This is a genomic window from Cysteiniphilum marinum (assembly GCF_014857925.1).
GTDB lineage: Bacteria > Pseudomonadota > Gammaproteobacteria > Francisellales > Francisellaceae > Caedibacter > Caedibacter marinus.
Genome location: NZ_JACYVZ010000036.1, coordinates 1 through 18,238 on the forward strand (window position 1 = coordinate 1; position 18,238 = coordinate 18,238).

At 38.1% G+C, this 18,238-nt stretch carries 18 protein-coding genes; 8 read left to right on the top strand and 10 right to left on the bottom strand.

Annotated elements, in window-relative coordinates:
• A partial coding sequence (locus IE867_RS12015) for a transposase (protein ID WP_192483753.1) occupies window positions 1-125 on the bottom strand: 125 nt, incomplete at its 3' end.
• Between the two features lie 73 nt (window positions 126-198).
• On the opposite strand from IE867_RS12015, the gene IE867_RS12020 reads away from it, so the two are divergent.
• On the top strand, window positions 199-1,098 hold the full coding sequence (locus tag IE867_RS12020; RefSeq protein ID WP_192484961.1) for a hypothetical protein: 900 nt from the start codon (window positions 199-201) through the stop codon (window positions 1,096-1,098).
• A 28-nt stretch (window positions 1,099-1,126) separates the two neighbouring features.
• On the opposite strand, the gene IE867_RS12025 is transcribed toward IE867_RS12020, so the two are convergent.
• The 3 genes from IE867_RS12025 to mutS form a co-directional block, all read right to left on the bottom strand.
• A complete protein-coding gene (locus tag IE867_RS12025; protein WP_192484962.1) occupies window positions 1,127-2,194 on the bottom strand; it encodes an aldo/keto reductase in 1,068 nt (355 codons plus the stop codon).
• A 35-nt stretch (window positions 2,195-2,229) separates the two neighbouring features.
• Window positions 2,230-2,508 carry a hypothetical protein gene (locus IE867_RS12030; RefSeq protein WP_192484963.1) on the bottom strand — a complete coding sequence of 93 codons (279 nt, stop codon included), beginning with the start codon at window positions 2,506-2,508 and terminating at the stop codon, window positions 2,230-2,232.
• Between the two features lie 195 nt (window positions 2,509-2,703).
• Complete coding sequence (gene mutS, locus IE867_RS12035; RefSeq protein ID WP_192484964.1) at window positions 2,704-5,319, bottom strand: DNA mismatch repair protein MutS; 2,616 nt, start codon at window positions 5,317-5,319, stop codon at window positions 2,704-2,706.
• Window positions 5,320-5,503: 184 nt separating this feature from the next.
• Between mutS and waaC the strand changes: the two genes are divergently transcribed.
• The gene (waaC, locus tag IE867_RS12040; protein ID WP_192484965.1) at window positions 5,504-6,505 is read left to right on the top strand and encodes a lipopolysaccharide heptosyltransferase I; all 1,002 of its coding nucleotides are present in this window, start codon (window positions 5,504-5,506) and stop codon (window positions 6,503-6,505) included.
• Window positions 6,506-6,537: 32 nt separating this feature from the next.
• The gene (gene dacB, locus IE867_RS12045; RefSeq protein ID WP_192484966.1) at window positions 6,538-7,920 is read left to right on the top strand and encodes a D-alanyl-D-alanine carboxypeptidase/D-alanyl-D-alanine endopeptidase; all 1,383 of its coding nucleotides are present in this window, start codon (window positions 6,538-6,540) and stop codon (window positions 7,918-7,920) included.
• On the opposite strand, the gene hmpA is transcribed toward dacB, so the two are convergent.
• Window positions 7,917-9,128 carry an NO-inducible flavohemoprotein gene (hmpA, locus tag IE867_RS12050; protein ID WP_192484967.1) on the bottom strand — a complete coding sequence of 404 codons (1,212 nt, stop codon included), beginning with the start codon at window positions 9,126-9,128 and terminating at the stop codon, window positions 7,917-7,919. The genes dacB and hmpA overlap by 4 nt on opposite strands.
• Window positions 9,129-9,244: 116 nt before the next feature.
• Here hmpA and IE867_RS12055 point away from each other — a divergent pair, with 116 nt between their 5' ends.
• Both IE867_RS12055 and IE867_RS12060 read left to right on the top strand, forming a co-directional pair.
• Entirely contained in the window at window positions 9,245-9,643 is a 399-nt protein-coding gene (locus IE867_RS12055) for an RrF2 family transcriptional regulator (protein WP_192484968.1), read from the top strand.
• Window positions 9,644-9,763: 120 nt separating this feature from the next.
• Complete coding sequence (locus IE867_RS12060; protein WP_192484969.1) at window positions 9,764-10,387, top strand: NAD(P)H-dependent oxidoreductase; 624 nt, start codon at window positions 9,764-9,766, stop codon at window positions 10,385-10,387.
• Here IE867_RS12060 and tsaE read toward each other — a convergent pair.
• Window positions 10,384-10,818, bottom strand: coding sequence for a tRNA (adenosine(37)-N6)-threonylcarbamoyltransferase complex ATPase subunit type 1 TsaE (tsaE, locus tag IE867_RS12065; RefSeq protein WP_225630051.1), 435 nt, complete (start codon window positions 10,816-10,818; stop codon window positions 10,384-10,386). The two genes, IE867_RS12060 and tsaE, sit on opposite strands and share 4 nt — an antisense overlap.
• 318 nt (window positions 10,819-11,136) lie before the next feature.
• Between tsaE and IE867_RS12070 the strand changes: the two genes are divergently transcribed.
• Entirely contained in the window at window positions 11,137-11,430 is a 294-nt protein-coding gene (locus tag IE867_RS12070; protein ID WP_192484970.1) for a DUF4286 family protein, read from the top strand.
• A gap of 183 nt (window positions 11,431-11,613) precedes the next feature.
• Here the strand turns inward: IE867_RS12070 and IE867_RS12075 are convergent, their stop codons facing one another.
• Entirely contained in the window at window positions 11,614-12,834 is a 1,221-nt protein-coding gene (locus IE867_RS12075; RefSeq protein ID WP_192484971.1) for a bifunctional folylpolyglutamate synthase/dihydrofolate synthase, read from the bottom strand.
• 2 nt (window positions 12,835-12,836) lie between these two features.
• Complete coding sequence (gene accD, locus IE867_RS12080; RefSeq protein WP_192484972.1) at window positions 12,837-13,700, bottom strand: acetyl-CoA carboxylase, carboxyltransferase subunit beta; 864 nt, start codon at window positions 13,698-13,700, stop codon at window positions 12,837-12,839.
• Window positions 13,701-13,839: 139 nt separating this feature from the next.
• On the opposite strand from accD, the gene IE867_RS12085 reads away from it, so the two are divergent.
• Entirely contained in the window at window positions 13,840-14,859 is a 1,020-nt protein-coding gene (locus IE867_RS12085; protein ID WP_192484973.1) for a tryptophan--tRNA ligase, read from the top strand.
• Between the two features lie 6 nt (window positions 14,860-14,865).
• The gene (locus tag IE867_RS12090) at window positions 14,866-15,585 is read left to right on the top strand and encodes an adenine nucleotide alpha hydrolase family protein (protein ID WP_192484974.1); all 720 of its coding nucleotides are present in this window, start codon (window positions 14,866-14,868) and stop codon (window positions 15,583-15,585) included.
• Between the two features lie 107 nt (window positions 15,586-15,692).
• Here the strand turns inward: IE867_RS12090 and IE867_RS12095 are convergent, their stop codons facing one another.
• Both IE867_RS12095 and IE867_RS12100 read right to left on the bottom strand, forming a co-directional pair.
• Entirely contained in the window at window positions 15,693-17,150 is a 1,458-nt protein-coding gene (locus IE867_RS12095) for a MetQ/NlpA family ABC transporter substrate-binding protein (protein ID WP_192484975.1), read from the bottom strand.
• Window positions 17,128-18,180 carry a methionine ABC transporter ATP-binding protein gene (locus IE867_RS12100; protein ID WP_192484976.1) on the bottom strand — a complete coding sequence of 351 codons (1,053 nt, stop codon included), beginning with the start codon at window positions 18,178-18,180 and terminating at the stop codon, window positions 17,128-17,130. Before IE867_RS12100 ends, IE867_RS12095 begins: the two co-directional genes overlap by 23 nt.
• Window positions 18,181-18,238 lie beyond the last annotated feature (58 nt).

Below are 18,238 nucleotides of genomic sequence, written 5' to 3' on the forward strand. Positions count from 1 at the left end.
ATCTGCGTTGAATGCACACCATACTTTGAGGAAATCTCATTAATCGTTAAATCGCCTTTTATCGCGTCCAAAGCAACCTTGGCTTTAAATTCTGCTGTATAGCTTTTATTCTTCTTAGCTGGCATTTTTACCTCCTAACTTGGCACACAGTTTAACATTTTTGAGACGCTTTTTGTGTCTCTAACTGTGGTCCAAAATATGGGGAGTATTATAGGTAGTGATTCAGTGTCAGATAATTACACTTTAGAAGTCAGATCAAATATTGAGTTGGCGCCAGGCGAATCAGGTGATATTGCGGCAGTAATTAAATCACCATTTAAAGTTGGTCATGAGGTGAAAATCAAGACATCTACATTAATCAATCAGCTTAAAACAATGCTAAATAGTCATTCAAATATACAGATAAGCTCTGGAACTTGTGGTGAGTCTATTGGTCTTTCTGAATGTAATTTATCAGTGAGAGCATTAGAAAATAAAAAGTCATTTTCGACAAAAGCAGATTACAGCGGATGGTCGATTGAAAGAAGTTTTAGCACGCAAACAGTTGAGGTTAAGGGTGGGAGATTTTTGTCAAATGGTGTTGACTTACGTCAGATTGATGCGAATTATAAAAGACATCTAAACAGTAATAATTTTATTGGTATGCTACCTTATCGCGCATTAATCAAACGCAATGATGAGAGAAAGACACAGTTACACTTAATGGCAAAGGCTTTTCATGACAGTTTTTATATTCAGTTGCCTGCCCATAATCTTACAGATGAGAATTTAAGTGACTATCTGAGTAATGTCCCTTATGAGACTCGAGCTGTAATGACCCAATGCCACCTTAGTGTTATTGATAATGCCAAGCAAAAGCAACAATTATTAGGGGAAAATGCAACAGGAAGTTTGGTTAAAGTGACAACCTCAGATAATAATCGATATTGCCGCTTAAACCTTAATAATATTCAAGGTAAGGTTGTGACTTATTATGATAATGATAAAAACAAAGAGAGCTTATCCCAGTTTGATTATCATAGTAGTTATAACTTTCCTTTAGCTGATAACGATAACGGTGAACATGTTGTTAAAACAGTAAGTGAGCAGTCTCAGTGAACAGTCTAATTCAGCATTAATATTGCTCCTAAAATGGTACAGGGTATTTTCTTCTAACCTTTTCTATATCCGATAACATTTCATCTGTTAGCATCAAGTCAATTGCTGAAATATTATTTTTAAGTTGATCCATAGTTGTTGCTCCTATGATAGAACAACTCATATAGTTTTTTCTTAACGTAAAGGCAATTGCCATTTGACATACATCGATATTATATTTATGAGCAATATCAATGTATTCTTGCACAGCTAAATCATTCATCGATGACAGCCTAGTCATAAATCTTTCGGCTTGGTCTCCCATGATTTTATCTGAAAATCGACTACCATCAGGTCTATTACCATTTAAATACTTCCCACTAAGAACACCCATTTCTAATGGTGACCATGATAAATACGAAACATCTTCCAAAGCACAAGTTTCCATGACATCCGTTTCATCTCGCCTTCTTAAAAGATTATATTCATTTTGAATGCTTACAATTCTTGGCAGATTGTACTGATCAGATAAGTCACAAAATTGCTTAATACCCCATGCTGAGTCATCTGATAATCCTATGTGCTTAATTTTCCCCTCTTTTACTAATTGATCTAGTGCTCTTAAAGTCTCTAATATATTTTCGCATATTATTTCTTTATCAGAAAAACCTTGTGCAGGTTCAAAATCCCACCAATTGGCAAAATGATAATTAGGTCTGTTAACCACCCAATGTAATTGGTATAAGTCAATATAATCAGTTTGCAATCGCTTTAAACTTTCATTTGCCGCTTTAATAATATTCTCATGGTTTATAATAGGATTACTTTCACCTCTTGCCCAAGGAAGGGGCGAGATTTTTGTTGCTAGAACAACGTCTTGCCTTTTCTTTCTTGAACTGAGCCAATTCCCGATTATTGTCTCTGTTGTACCATAAGTATCTGGTGAGGGCGGGATTGCATAGGCTTCTGCTGTATCCCAAAAATTAACGCCTTTTGATAATGCATAATCCATCTGTTTAAATGCTTCTTCTTGATTGTTTTGAACACCCCAAGTCATTGTACCTAAACATATTCTACTTACTGATAAATCAGTTTTTCCTAATTTAATATATTTCATTTTATTCTCTCTTCTGTCTAATCATTCTACTTTCTCTATGACGCCAATCCAAAAGTCGGTTTTGGTGCCATTTGATTTGCGTATATCAATAAGGCATTATCTATATTTCCAGCAACATGAAATCGATCCACTATTACTGGTGCTTTATCATTAAGTCTCGAGGTAATAATAGTTAAGTAATCATTGTATCCTTTTCTGATTGTCACCTCATCAATTGTACTTTCAACATCAATATAAGCGGTATTACCAACTATTTTATAAGTAGTAACTTTTGTATCAGGCTGGTTGAGCAAATCATTCAAAAATTGATGCATTTTGGTAAGCGCATAAAAATATTGGATGCTTTGATTCTACTGACTTAGGCGCTTATTTTCAACCCCCACATTTATTGCGGGAGAGCCAAACTTATAACTTCGTTGTCACATCAAATTTAAAAAATGAAATGTTCCCATTGTTATTAATGAATTATTGTTGAAATATTAAAGATGAGATTGCAGTTAATAATGAATTTAAACCAGTTGTTTTTCTGTTGCTTCAAGTGCTGATTTAAGATCAAATAGTGTTGTCATTGCCTCAATTGGGGTGAGTTTGTTTGGATCGAGTGCTTTAAGCTTGTCAATCACCAAGTCATAATCATGCGTTACATTATGATCATGTTTGTCATCATGATGAGATGTGAAATTGAAATCCAAGCTTTGCTGAATAGGCGCATAAGGATCACTGTCACGCATCTCCAATCGCGATAGAATCTTTTTGGCATTCTTTAATACATCATGTGGCACACCCGCAAGCTTTGCTACTTGAATACCATAGCTTTTAAGTGCGGCACCTGGTTTAGCTTGATGCAAAAAAATAATGTTATCTTTATATTCCGTTGCTTCAAAATGGATATTCTCCAAAGTAGGGTATTGTGCAGCCAAGTGAGTCAATTCAAAATAATGTGTAGCAAAGAGTGTATAAGCTTCGGTTTTTAATAGTTTCTCAGCACATGCCATGGCCAGTGCTAAGCCATCAAACGTACTGGTGCCACGTCCAATTTCATCCATTAGCACAAGACTCTTATCTGTTGCATGACGCAAGATATGCGCGCATTCTGTCATCTCTACCATAAAAGTTGAGCGACCTGAGCTAATATCATCAGATGCGCCAATACGCGTATAAATGGCATCAATATCACCAATTAATGCATTTTGTGCTGGAACAAAGGCGCCTAAATGCGCAAGAAATACAATATGTGCAATCTGACGCATATAGGTTGATTTTCCGCCCATGTTGGGTCCGGTAATAATTTGTAAGTGCTTTTGTTCGTCTAAGCGATTGCTATTAGCAATAAAGGGCGATTTAGATAAAGCTTCAATGACTAAATGTCGCCCATCTTGGATGTCCAAAACTTTATCTTTTGATAATTGCGGACGATTTAATTTTAAGGTGATGGCGCGCTCTGCCAAATTCGTTAAAACATCAATCTCAGCAATTGCTTTTGCCGTTTGTTGCAGATCCTGATACAGCACAAGAATCTCTTCTAAAATATCCTGATATAGGCTTTTCTCATAGGCGAGTGCTTTTTCAGCACTGCTTAGAATTTTATCTTCAAAGGATTTAAGCTCAGGTGTAATGTAACGCTCAGCATTTTTGAGTGTTTGCCGACGTGTGTAATCAACAGGCAACTCGACTTTATGCGCTTTTGATATTTCAATATAGTAACCATGCACCTTATTAAAGCTAACCTTTAACGTGTTTATTCCTGTGCGTTCACGCTCTTGTTGCTCAAGCTGAATTAAATAATCACCTGCATGTTGACTGATGTTTCGCAATTCATCAAGGTGTGCATCAAAGCCATCTTTAATCACGCCGCCATCGCGAATGGTGATCGGTGGTTCATCAACTAAAGATGCATTTAAAAGTGCCAGAATTTGTGGTAATAACGTTAAATGCTTGGCATGTGTGATAAGCAATGGATCATGCTGGTTGTTTGCAATTGTTGCTTTTAGATCAGGTAAAATACTTAGGGTATGTCTGAGGGCAATTAAGTCTTTTGGCTTGGCGCTATTTAAAGCAATACGTGAGGCAATGCGCTCAATATCTTGCGTTTGCTTAAGCAAATGCTGAATGTCATCGATGGCGGCTTGCTGAATGAGATCTTGTATTGCATCTTGGCGATTGTTCAGAATATGATGATCTTTCGTTGGCGATTTAAACCATTGTTTTAATAAGCGATTGCCAAGCGCTGTTTGGCATTTGTTGATAATGGCAAAAAGTGTGTGATTACCTTTGCCTGATAGGCTCGTCTCAAGCTCAAGATTACGTCGACTTGCGGCATCAATATTTAATAAACGCTCATCAGATTCGATGGCGATACTATGTAGATGTTTCGGTGTTGCCTTTTGCGTATTCTCAAGATAATTGAGTAAAGCGCCAGCGGCTGATATTGCTAAAGGCTTTTTATTGAGCTCATCAGTTAAGGCATTTTGACCAAAGTACTGTTGAATTAATTTTTTGGCACCCATTAATTGAAATTCCCACTCGGGACGCCTCTGAATGGAGATTTGTTCATTTCTCAGATTAGATTGAGTGTCATCGGAACTTGACTCACAGGTCAGTAACTCTTTGGCCTTTAAGCGATGCACTTGATCGTGAAGTGTATTATCCTCACGTTTAACTTCAAGCACTTTTAGCTCACCTTGAGTAAACTCCAAATAGGCAATGCCGATACGTGTTTTATTCTCAAAAACTGCCATTAGAATATTGCTATCGTGACTATCGGTAAAGCTTTCTTCAGCGACAGTTGCCGGAGTAATAATGCGTACAACCTCGCGCGCGACGGGACCTTTGTTGGTAACGTTACCCACTTGCTCGCAAATAGCAACACTTAAGCCTTGTTTGACTAAGCGTGATAGATAATTCTCAGCCGCATGATAGGGCACACCTGCCATTGCAATGGGTTCACCATTTGATTTTCCGCGTGTTGTAAGACTGATATCTAGAAGCTTAGCGGCTTTGTGCGCATCATCATAAAATAACTCATAAAAATCACCCATGCGATAAAACAAAAGTGTCTCAGGATATTGAGATTTGATCGTTAAATATTGTTGCATCATCGGTGTGTGCGTGCTTTCAGTTGACATGGTTTATATATCTGGAAGTATAAATGTCGAATATTGTACATGATTGGCGAGAGACTTTTAATGGCTATTTTAACAAAACGTTTTAACTTGTGCCCATAGCATTGTCGTTTAAAAATCATTAGAATGTGGGCGTCAATAATAAACAGATGATGATTTATAAAAGTTAATGAAAAGATGTTTAATTGTGAAAACATCATCGTTAGGTGATGTGCTGCATACGCTACCAGCGTTAACAGAAGCCAAAAAGCAAATGCCCGAGATTGAGTTTGATTGGGTGGTTGAAAAGGCTTTTTCCGAGATCCCTAAGTGGCATCCAGCTGTGAATGAGGTGCTAGAAGTCGAGGTGCGTAAATGGCGTAAGAATATATTTAAGCATTTTGCTGACATTCGTGCGTTTAAAAAGAAACTTAAGTCAAAGCGATATGACTATATTATTGATGCACAAGGACTGTTGAAAAGTGCGTGGATTACCAAAGGGGCTAAAGGTGCCAAGTATGGTTTAGATAAGCACTCAGCGCGCGAACCTGCCGCAAGCTTTTTTTATCAGCATAAAATTGCGGTAGCCAAAGGGAGCCACGCGATTTTGCGAGTTAAAGCACTGTTTTCCAAGGTATTTAACTATACGGTTTCAGATGAAATTGACTATGGTATTTCTTATCAGTGGCATAAACAAAATACGCAAAAAACACATAAGCAAGTGGTTTTCTTACATGCCACAACATGGTCGAGTAAACACTGGTCGCTTGAGCATTGGCAGCAGTTGATGAAGTTGTTAGCAGATGATGATGTCAAAGTGCTCTTACCATGGGGCAATGATCATGAAAAGCATCAAGCGCATGATATCGCACAGAATCATAAAAATGCTGTTGTTCTGGATAAAATGAGCTTGACACAATTGGCGGAGCTTTTTAGTTGTAGTGATGCCATTGTCTCTGTTGATACGGGATTATCTCATTTAGCAGCAGCTTGTAATGCGCCTGTAATTGGCATGTATGGTTCAACATCCGCCAAGCTAACGGGTGCTATTGGTAAACAAGTAACCCATGTATCATCTAAATTAACCTGTTCACCTTGTTTAAAGAAAGTTTGCCCTATTACTAAAGATGTTTTTGCACCATGTGAGGTGGCAATCTCTGCTGAGTCAATTTACGAGCGCCTAAATGTTTGGTTGAAGTCAGATTCATAGGCGTAAATTATAAAAGCATAAGGAGCATGCATATGCGTGTCATATTAACAACGATTTTAGCCATTGCAGTAATAAATTTAAGTTTTGCTAATGTACGACTTGAAAAAGCACTAACGTCAGCCATTGATACTAATCATTTAGATAGTGCGCTGATTGCGGTAAAAGTGGTCAATGCAAAAGATGGTAAAACATTATTAGCATTTAATAGTCAAAAAAATATGATGCCTGCAAGTAATACCAAGCTTTTGACAGCAGCAGCAACATTGCTGAGTTTGGGGCAGAACTATCAATATAAAACAAAGCTTTATTATGATCGCAAAGATCAAAAGGGCATTGATAATTTATATATTGATTTATCAGGTGATCCGAGTTTGACATCTGAAGCATTGAAAATATTGCTTCAGAGCCTCCCGCAGCATAGTATTAAATCCATTACGGGGAATATTTATCTTATTAATCAACAGTTTCAAGGACGTAATTATCCGATTAATCAAAGTCAAAGTGACAGTGTATTTGGCTTCGGCGCGCAAAGCTCAGCATATACTTTGAATGAGAATAAAGTAGTTTTAAAACTTGAAGCAAAAGAGAATTACTTCAAGGTGCATGAGATAGGTGGTGAGAAAATAGATTATGATAATAAGCTGTTAGCAGCTAGTGATAATATGCTGAAAACGTGTCAGTTTAATGCAAGTATGAGTGAACAAAACAAGCTGATATTAGCCGGTTGCTTACCAAAAGGGGATTTTACCTTTAAATTTGCCATTGCTAACCCTAGAAACTTATTTGAAGAAGTATTGCGACAGCAACTTAAGGCACTAGATATTCGCTTTAAAGGGAACATTGAAGAGGTTAATGGTAAGTCTGCTAAGCTTAAACTAATAAGTCAGCATAACTCGCCTGATTTATCTGCTTTGCTTAAACATATGCTTGAGCTTTCTGATAATCTTTATGCGCAAAGTTTGTTACGAACATTGGGGTATAAAACATATCAAGTAGGGAGCCTTGTCAGTGGTAAAAATGCCATGCTTGATATTTTACATAAAGAACTGGCACTTGATACGGATAATATTCAACTGGAAGATGGTGCAGGCATGTCAGAAAATGATTTGTTAAATGCTGATTTTATTGTCGATTTGCTTTATAAAATGCAATCACAAAAAAGCTTTAATATTTTCAAAGAGTCACTTCCAGTCTATGGTCAATCAGGCACCTTAAAATGGCGTAGTGATAAAACTTTAATAGGCAAGGTTTTTGCTAAAACTGGCTCAGGAACAACGTCTTTGGCATTATCTGGTTATATCAAAGTGCAGAATGATCAGCAGTATATATTTTCAATATTGATCACTAATTTATTGGAATCACAGAAAAAACAAGCATATCATTTTCAAGATGAGATATTACAAGCTTTATTTTAGATGTTTTCTAACATCTCTTCAGGTCCAAAGAACTCATAATTAATATGCTCAGATTTTATTTTCCAGTTTTTTAGAATCTGATAGGTATGCTGCATAAAGCCATGTGGTCCACAGAAGTAATAATCGCACTCTTTGGTTGGTAATATCTCATCTAACCAATCTTGTGTTACATAGCCATGGCGATGCGCGCGCATATTTTGAATATCTTCATTTTGCGGTAAGCTATAGCAGTAAAAAACTGCTAAATTAGGCATTTTCTTGGCAATATCGTCAATTTCATGGGCTAAAATTTGCGACTGACTATTTTGTGTTGCGTGGATAAAATACACCGGCTGTGTTGTACCAGATTGGTGTAGAAAATTAAGCATATTAAGCATAGGCGTGATACCAACACCTGCTGATATTAACACAATAGGTTTAGCTGTTTCTTGTGGCTTTAGTAGAAAGCTGCCCGTTGGCGCACTGATAGCGATTTCATCCTGTTCATTGATATTTTGATGTAGGAAGTTTGACACAATCCCAGGGTGTGTGGCATCACGTTGTTCTTTTTTCACGGTTATCCGATAAGTGTTTTCATCGGCAGCAGATAAGCTGTATTGACGCATCATCTGACCATTTTGAGGATGATTGATTTTCACTGTGATATATTGCCCAGCCAAGGAGGGTGCTAGCTGTTTGCCATCTTGAGGCTTAAGATAAAAAGAAATTACATCACTATTTTCAGCGACTTTTCGATCAATAATAAAAGACTTAAATCCTTGCCATGTGCCTGTTTGATTTGCTTGCTTGGCATATAACTCACTTTCTTTTTGAATCAATAAATCAGCTAAAAAACCATAGGCTTCAGCCCATGCATTTAGCACGTCATCCCCTAGGTTTAAAACTTCAGTGATTGCTGCAATAAGGTATTTTGCAATGATTGGATAGTGTTCTGCTTTAACATGGTTGGCAACATGCTTGGCAACCATCATGTCAACGGCTTGTGATAAAGCAGCAAGATTATCAATGTTTTGCGCATAGGCATAAACAGCATTAGCTAATGCTTTAGGTTGTGCACCCGAGCGTTGATGTGACTGATTAAAGAGTATTTTGATCTCAGGCTCATTGGCAAAGAGATCTTTATACATGGTTTGAGTGATCTCAAGACCTTTCTCAGCTAAGATTGGCGCGGTTGATTTAACGATGTTAATAGTTTGTTGAGATAGCATGTATGCTCCTTTTTTGACGTGTGAATTTAAATATGCAATTAATATACATATTTACAAATATGCATGTCAAAAGCATATTAGCAAAAGTTTAATAAAAGTTGAGAAAGATCAATAATATGCAACTAACGAGCTTTACGGATTATTCATTACGTACTTTGGTTTATTTAGCCATGCATCAACAACGACTGTGTACAGCAAAAGAAGTCGCTGAGTTTTACCAGATCTCACAAAACCATATGGTTAAGATCGTGCATAATCTAGCAAAACTGGGTGTTATTAACTCATCAAAGGGTAAAGGTGGGGGCATTGCTTTAGCACAAGCACCTAAAGAGATTAATATCGGTGAATTAATTGCTAAATTGGAACCAAATTTTTATATGGCGGAGTGCTTCAATCAGTCACTTAAAAACTGTGTTTTATTACCTGACTGTAAGTTAAAAGGCGTTTTAGGTAATGCGCTTCAAGCATTTTTTAATGAGTTAAACAAACATACTTTAGCGGATGTTATAAAATAGCATTGATTGTGCTGAAGTGATGGCGGATCAAGCTGTTTACTAAATTTTGCTATTTTGGCTATTTAATACACGCAGGAAATTGCTGTATACTATGCAAACTATTTCTCACTGGGAAAATCAATGAAAAAAATCTTAATTATTAATGCCAAGAAGCAGTTTGGACACTCTAAAGGATCATTAAATCAATATATGACCGATGTTGCGCAGTCACATCTTAGCGCTTTAGGGCATGACATTCGTGTGACGACAATTGAGGATGGCTATAATATTGAAGATGAAATCAACCATATTCTGTGGGCAGATGTTGTTATTTATCAAATGCCGGCTTGGTGGATGGGACCACCGTGGACGGTGAAGAAATATATGGATGAAGTATTCACACATGGGCATGGCAGGCTTTATGTTAATGATGGTCGTAGTCGTGATGACGTATCTAAAAAATATGGCTCAGGTGGATTGCTGCATGATAAAAAATATATGCTATCTGTGACTTGGAATGCGCCAACGGAAGCTTTTGAGGATCCTAAACAGTTCTTTCAAGGCGCTGGAGTTGATGGTGTGTATTTGCCAGTGCATAAGGCAAATCAATTTTTGGGTATGCAGGCATTGCCAACGTTTATGAGTAATGATGTCATTAAAGATCCACAAGTTAATAATGATGTTATGCGTTACAAAAAGCATTTAAGCAATTTGTTTTCTTTAGAAAGTGCGTCAGCAGCTCAAAATGTTGCCGTAGAATGTTAATTTGAAATGGTGATAGCACGTCCAGTATTTGCATATTGGATGTGAATTTCTTTCGTTGGGCGCGGTAAAAAATCACCTCCTTTTTGAGGCCATTCGATCAGTGATATCGTGTCATTAGTGAAGTAATCACGAATACCAATCCATTCAAGCTCTTCAGGGTCGCTCAAACGATATAGGTCAAAGTGCTGGATAGTAATGCCGTTAATGGGATAGGTTTCAACGAGTGTATAAGTGGGACTTTTGACACTTCCAGTGAAACCTAAACCTTGTAAAATACCTTTGGTTAAGGTTGTTTTACCCGCACCTAGATCACCATGAAGATAGATTACGTCACCCTTGTTTAAGTCTTGACTCATTTGTTTGCCAAACGTAAGCATTTCAAGTTCATTTTCAATAACATGCTGCTTGGCTTTATTTTGCTCTATCGTCATAGTGTGTAAATGGCTCGGTTATGGTGACTATCAATTATATACCCATCATAAACCAGTTTGCAGTATTTCTGCTATTGAATTTCTAGTGCTTTTGGGTGATAGGCTCTTGCTAATAGTCCTAGCTATTACCTGCAATCCAATCACTCAAAAGCATCAAAAACTTCTTAAACATTAAATATCGCAAAATGATTTACAATGGGCATATGGCATTATGCGCCAGCTACTTAAAAGCTGCAATAAACGCACTGAGTTATTTTAAACATTAAGATGAAAGTGGTAATATTTGCCTATCATTTGTTGGTAATTTAAGGACTCAGAGTGATCAAATATGAAGTAACGCTTTATGTGAGTAAGGAAATTGATACTGTATTTTTTCAATGGTTAAAGCAGCATGCTGTCGAGATGTTGAAATATAACGGGTTTATCAGTGCAAAATTATATCAGCAACTTGAGTGTGAAGATAATAACAAGGTATTCGTTGCCTGTTATGAACTTGAAACGCTAGAGCATTTAAATGACTATTTGAAAAACCATGCACAAGCTATGCGTGAAGATGGCGTGCAAAAGTTTGGAGATCAATTTAGTGCAACAAGACGAGTTTTGGCTTTATAAGAAGCGTTAATTGCTCATAGTTTGATCTAATGCTAAATATTCACCCATCAGTGCTCACCATACCCTGAGCATAGGTCGAAGGGTAAACTTAGGAAAATTACACTTTACAAAGGCTTCGACTTACGCTCAGCCAACGCTTACGCAATCAAAGTGGGCGGGAATATGATCATAGCCATACTTCAGTTATTGAGAGACAGTGATTTTATCTATATATTTATTGAGTTCGCCAATTAATATAAATGATCCAAAAACAATAACAAGATCATCAGCATGGGCATTTGCTGTGATGTAATCAAATGCAGCAAAAGAGCTGTCAAAGAACATGCTGTTATGTGGAAAAAGCTTATTTTTATGCTGATTAGTTAATGGCGAAAAACGCGGATCAATTGTGCTTAAATCAGGAATAAGCCATTGATCAATAAATTCATTCCCGCATTCAAGAATATTTGTAATATCTTTATGCTGATTGGCGCTAAAAATAGCAATAACACGTGTTTTAGGTGTATGCCTTAATAAGGATTTAATCTGAGTGAAAAAGTGTGCCACAGCCTGTGGGTTATGGGCAACATCGGCAATCATTAAGGGCTTATCTTGGATTATCTGAAAGCGTCCAGCAATGCGATAAGCCTCTAAGTCATTTGGCAGTGAGAGGGTATTGTCAAAGTGCTCAATAGCAGTTAATGCACAGTTCATGCTGTTAGGATGAATAAACGCATTATTTATATTGTTGTCATGCTTGGCGTAGATAACTTTGGCATTAATTTGATGTAAATAATCAAGCGCACTTTTAGGAAAATTATCACCAATAATAACGGGTTTCTTCGCTCTGGCAATATGTGCTTTCTCAAGTGCAATTTCCTCAATTGTGTTGCCAAGCATTTCACAATGATCTAATGCAACAGTTGTAATGATGGCAATATCCGCATCAAATAAGTTAGCTGGATCCAGTCTGCCGCCAACACCAACCTCAAGAATTGCGTACTTGGGTTTTTGTACTTGAATATAAAGCCATGTACTCACAAAGCTAATAAAGTGATAATGCAGTTTGATCTCAAGTGCTAAACACAAGGTGTAAATCTGTTGCAAGTAGCCTAATAGGTCGTGATCATTAATGGGGTGTTGGTTATGACTAATGCGCTCATTAAAAAAACGAATATGTGGCGAGGTATGACAAATATGATCAATAGCATTATGCTGCAAAATATGTGACAAGATGGAAACGGTTGAACCTTTGCCATTGGTGCCTGTTACAGTAATAATATGCGGCACATGGCTGATATTTAAGTGCTTAAGAAAAAGCTTTAAATCATTGAGTGTTGCCTGTGGAAAGTCTAAAGAAGTAATTTGATCAATAGTTTGTTCAATACGCTGAGAAAATGGAGTATCTACAATGCCGTTATGCACGGTTAACCTGCATCTTTATGCTGCGTTGGCAGCAATTTATCCAATAGGTGACTAATGTCTTGTGGCAGGTGATGACGGTGAACAATGCGATCAACCATGCCTTTTTCAAGCAAGAACTCACTGCGCTGAAAGCCTTCAGGTAGTTTTTCACGCACAGTTTGTTCAATAACTCTGGGGCCGGCAAAACCGATCAATGCATTAGGCTCAGCAATATGGATATCACCAAGCATTGCCAAAGATGCTGAGACACCACCGGTGGTCGGATCTGTTAAGACCACGATATATGGCAGCTTATGTGCTGCTAATTTGGCAAGAGCTGCACTGGTCTTTGCCATTTGCATTAATGAAAAAAGTGACTCTTGCATGCGCGCACCACCACTGGCGGTAAAGCAAATAAGGGGTTCTTTCTTTTCAATGGCAAGATCAACAGCACGTACAAATTTCTCGCCAACAACCGAGCCCATTGAACCACCTAAGAAGCTAAAGTCAAAGATAGCAGCAACCGCAGCTTTACCTTGAACTAAACCTTCAAACACTAAAAGGGCATCATTTTCTTTGGTCTTCTTCTGTGCTGCAGATAAGCGGTCTTTATAAGATTTGGTGTCTTTGAATTTTAAAACATCTTTGGGTTTAACATCATTGAAATATTCAACAGCCGTATCTTTATCAAAGAAATAACTCGCACGTTGACGCGCATTTAAACGCATATGATGTTCGCAGTTAGAGCAAACTAGCATATTTTCAATCAAATCGGGTAAATACAAAACGGCATTACAAGAAGGGCACTTGTGCCATACGCCTTCAGGGAGCTCTTTCTTTTGTGAATCTGAGCGTAATTGTGGAATAATCTTCGTTAGCCAACTCATGGTGTGGTTTATTACCTTGGTGCTTACACATAACGCATTATTTTATACTACAGTCATGTGAATTTACCAGTGTTTATTTAGTTTGAGAGCGGTTTTCTGTTACACTAGTGCCTCATTTTAGTATGTAGTTATAGAAAATATGAATAAAGCAAATAATCAATCAAAAAAGATCGTTTTAACAGGTATTACGCCATCAGGTACACCGCACATCGGTAATTATATTGGTGCGATTAAACCCGCGCTTGAGATGGCAAAAAATCCTGAGTTTGATGCCTACTTTTTTATTGCCGATTATCATTCACTGATTAAATTATGGGATAGTAAACTAAGACAGCAATATATCTATGAAATCGCAGCCACTTGGCTGGCTTTGGGACTTGATCCCGAGCATGTCATGTTTTATCGCCAATCAGATATCCCTGAGATTATGGAGCTAAATTGGATTCTCACTTCAGTGACTGCTAAAGGTCTTTTAAATCGTGCGCATGCCTATAAGGCAGCAATGGATGCCAATATTGCTGAAGGTGAAAAGGATGAGGAAGCAGGTATCACCATGGGGCTTTTTAATTACCCTATGTTGATGGCGGCAGATATTATTATGTTTAATGCGGATTTGGTGCCTGTTGGCAAAGACCAGATTCAACATATTGAAATCGCGCGCGATATTGCTAATCGTTTAAACCACATCTATAAGTGCAATTTACTTAAAGCGCCTGAAGCGATGGTTGATAAAGAAACGCAAACAATTCCAGGTTTAGATGGGCGTAAGATGTCCAAAAGTTATAACAACACGATTCAGCTATTTGCACCAAGCAAGCAATTAAGAAAGCAGGTGATGAAGATCGTGACCAATTCTCAACTACCTGAAGAGCCAAAAGACACAACAGCGTGTACGGTGTTTGCATTATATAAGCACTTTGCCAATGAATCTGAGGTGGCAGTGTTAGCCCAGCGTTATCAGCAAGGTATTGGTTGGGGTGAAGCCAAACAAGCATTGTTTGAAAAAATGGATGAAGCATTAACGCCAATGCGTGAGAAGTATGACTACTTGTTAGCGAATAAGCATATTATTGATGAATACTTGGCAAAGGGTGCTAGCAAGGCACGCGTTGAAGCAAAGCAGTTATTGGATAAGCTTAAACAACAAATTGGTATGTAATTTACGATGCACTGTATTATTGCAAACTTTGGTGATGATAGTATCGCACTTATTCAGCGCGCTTATGAGCTTGGTTTGGAAGAGGTGATTGTCTTGTCTGTTGATACAGGTTGGCAGGCAAGTGCTTGGCAGGCGCGTGTTGATAGGGCAAGGTCATGGGTTCATGAGCTTGGATTTGACTCTGTGCATTTAAAGCCTGAGCATGACTTTAGTGCATTGGTTAAGGCACGCAAGCAATTTCCATCACAACAGTTTCATTGGTGTGCGGGCTTTCTAAAGGGTATGGCAATTTTAAACTGGCTTGAGGCGCATGATGAAGATCTTGAGGCCGTTGTGCTATTGGCAAACCGTCGTGCGATGAGCAAGGCGCAAACTGATTTACCTGATAATATCTTAGAATCTGAACGCTACGATGACCGAGAAATATGTTACTTATTAGCAGATTGCGATGAAAGTAGGCGTGATAATTTGATTGCAAAGACACCCTTTAAAACACCTCTAAATCACCGATCACTTGAATGTCAGCCGTGTATACACTTAACCAAAAGGGATGTTGTTACTTTGTCAACAGACGATATCAAGCGCACGGTTGATCTTGAGCATGAGATTGGACAGACAATGTTTGATAAAAGCTTTGTTGACTATTTAAAAACAATAGAAAAAAACACAAACTATTATGATGAGTTTGCTAAGACTTGTAGTTGGGATTATGGCTGCGGGTTATAGGCGTTTAGTTATGATGAAGAAATAAGTTACACGACGTTTTACTTCTCCCCTTGTGGGATTGCTCGTGGAGCATAAGCTGTATGGGTGAGAGGTGATTGAACTTGTGTTTACCATGCAGGAATAGCTGCATCATCAGGGTATAATTCTTTAGCAAGTTTTGCTACTTGTGGTGACTGATACGCTTTGACAAACTTCAGTAACAATGGATTGTTTTTGTCATTATCGCGAACAACAATAATATTGGCAAACGGTGAGTCTTTTGGCTCAACAAACAAAGCTTGTTTTAAGGTTAGATGTGCTTTAGCTAAGAAGTCATTATTAATCACCGCAAGGGTGACACTATCCAGATTATTAGGAATCTGATCTGCTTGTAGTGGAATGACTTGTAATTTAAGTGGATTATCAATGATATCGTTTAATGTTGCTTTCCAAGTAACACCCGGCTTTAATTTTATTAAACCCGCGTCAGCTAAAATCATCAAAGCGCGCCCACGATTGGTAGGGTCATTTGGAATGGCAACTTTAGCGCCAACAGGTGTTTCTTTAAGCGACTTAATCTTCGTTGAGAAAACTCCCATCGGGTAAATAAATGTCTTACCAATTTCCATGATTTTGTAGCCAAATTCTTTGATTTGGCTTTCTAAAAATGGAATATGTTGGAAAACATTGGCATCGATATCACCATTGTTTAATGCGCGATTTGGCAGGTTATAATCACCAAAAGAAACAAGCTTAACGTTAAGCCCATATTCCGCTTTGGCAACTTCCTTTGCCATTTGCATGATTTTTTGCTGTTCAGGCGATTGGGTGTATCCCACGGTAATCATATTGGTATTTTGACTTGCTTTGTAGGCATTATATGTTACTTGAGCTGCGGATCCTGCTACCAAAATAACAACCAGTGCCCAAATGCTGGTGATCTTTTTGCTGCCACTTAGATACTTGCCATATGATTGACATAGTTGTACCAAAATGATTAACAATACAACACCACCGTAAAGTAGGAAGTAGTTGCCGTTGTTATAGCCTTGGAAGTAAGTCAGATCACCAAGACCACCACCGCCAACGATACCGGCCATTGCTGAATAGCCAATAAGCCCGATGGTAGTTAAGGTTGCAGCATCCACCAATAATGTTTTGGCTTCAGGTAGCAATACCTTAAAGATAATCTGCCACTTTGAAGCACCCATAGCATTAGCTGCTTCAATTAGACCTTTGTCAACTTCTGAGATCGCTGATTCCGCAAGACGCGCATAAAAAGGTAAAGCAGCAATGGCAAGTGGTACAATGGATGCTGTTGTGCCAATGGTTGTTCCTACAAGAATCTTGGTTAGAGGGTAAAGTAAAATTAGCAAGATAATATAAGGAATAGATCGGGTGACATTGACAATAAAGCCAACAACCTGATTAAAAAGTCTTATGCCAGGGTTCTTTTGGTTATGCGATAGATGTAGTAATACACCTAAGACCAAACCACCAATGACCGCAATCACTGTTGCGATAAATACCATGTAAATTGTTTGCCATGTGGCAAGCGCTAGATTAGAAAGCATCGATTGCAGCATAACCGATCACCTCAATTTTGATTTGTTGTTGATGTAAGAAGCTTAATGCTTTTTCCCAGTGTTCTTTCTCGCCAAGCATGTGACAAATGGTGACCCCAACGGATTGTGCCTGAATGCGTTCAATGTTAGCTTGGATAATATTGCAAGTTACTTTGAATCTGCTGTTAAGCTCAGCAATGACAGGTGTGGTAATGCTGTCCCCCAAAAAAGTCATTTTGATAACAGGGCTCAGGTGTGGTGCGGCATATGGGTCTTTGTGCAATTTATCTTTTATTTCATCCGGTAGATTTAAATGCATGCTTTTCTCAGTAAAGCTTTTGGCAATGGCTGTTTTTGGATTTAAGAATAGTTCAGTGACGGTACCTGTTTCCTGAATCAAGCCATCATCGATAATCGCCACCTGATCACAGATCTTGCGAATCACATCCATCTCATGGGTAATCAAAATAATCGTTAGATTCAGTTTATGATTAAGCTCTTTTAATAACTGTAATATCTGATCAGTGGTTTCAGGATCAAGGGCAGATGTTGCCTCATCACACAGTAGTGCTACAGGATCACACGCCAAAGCACGCGCGATAGCGACACGCTGCTTTTGCCCGCCGCTTAACTCATCAGGATAAGCTTGTGCTTTTTGCTCTAATCCAACAAGGTTCAGTAGCTCATTGACTTTAGTGTGAATTTTAGCTTTGCTAGCATGTTGTAACTCTAGTGGGAAAGCAATGTTATCAAACACTGTACGCGATGAGAGTAAATTGAAGTGCTGGAAAATCATACCGATTTTCTGGCGCGCCTTTCTTAGCTTGTCTTGTGAAAGCTTGGTAATATCCTCATCATTAATGAAAATATGCCCCTCGGTTGGCTGCTCTAGTAAATTAATGCAGCGAATAAGTGTACTTTTGCCCGCACCACTCTTGCCGATAATGCCAAAGATCTCACCATCTTTAATCGAAAGATTGACGTTCTTCAGGGCAATATGGCGAGCATGCTTTGATAGGTACTCTTTTTTGAGGTTCTGAATCTCAATCATATTATTGTTCCCACTCTTAGTGCAGTAATGCATCAGAAAAATATAGTAACAATATTTT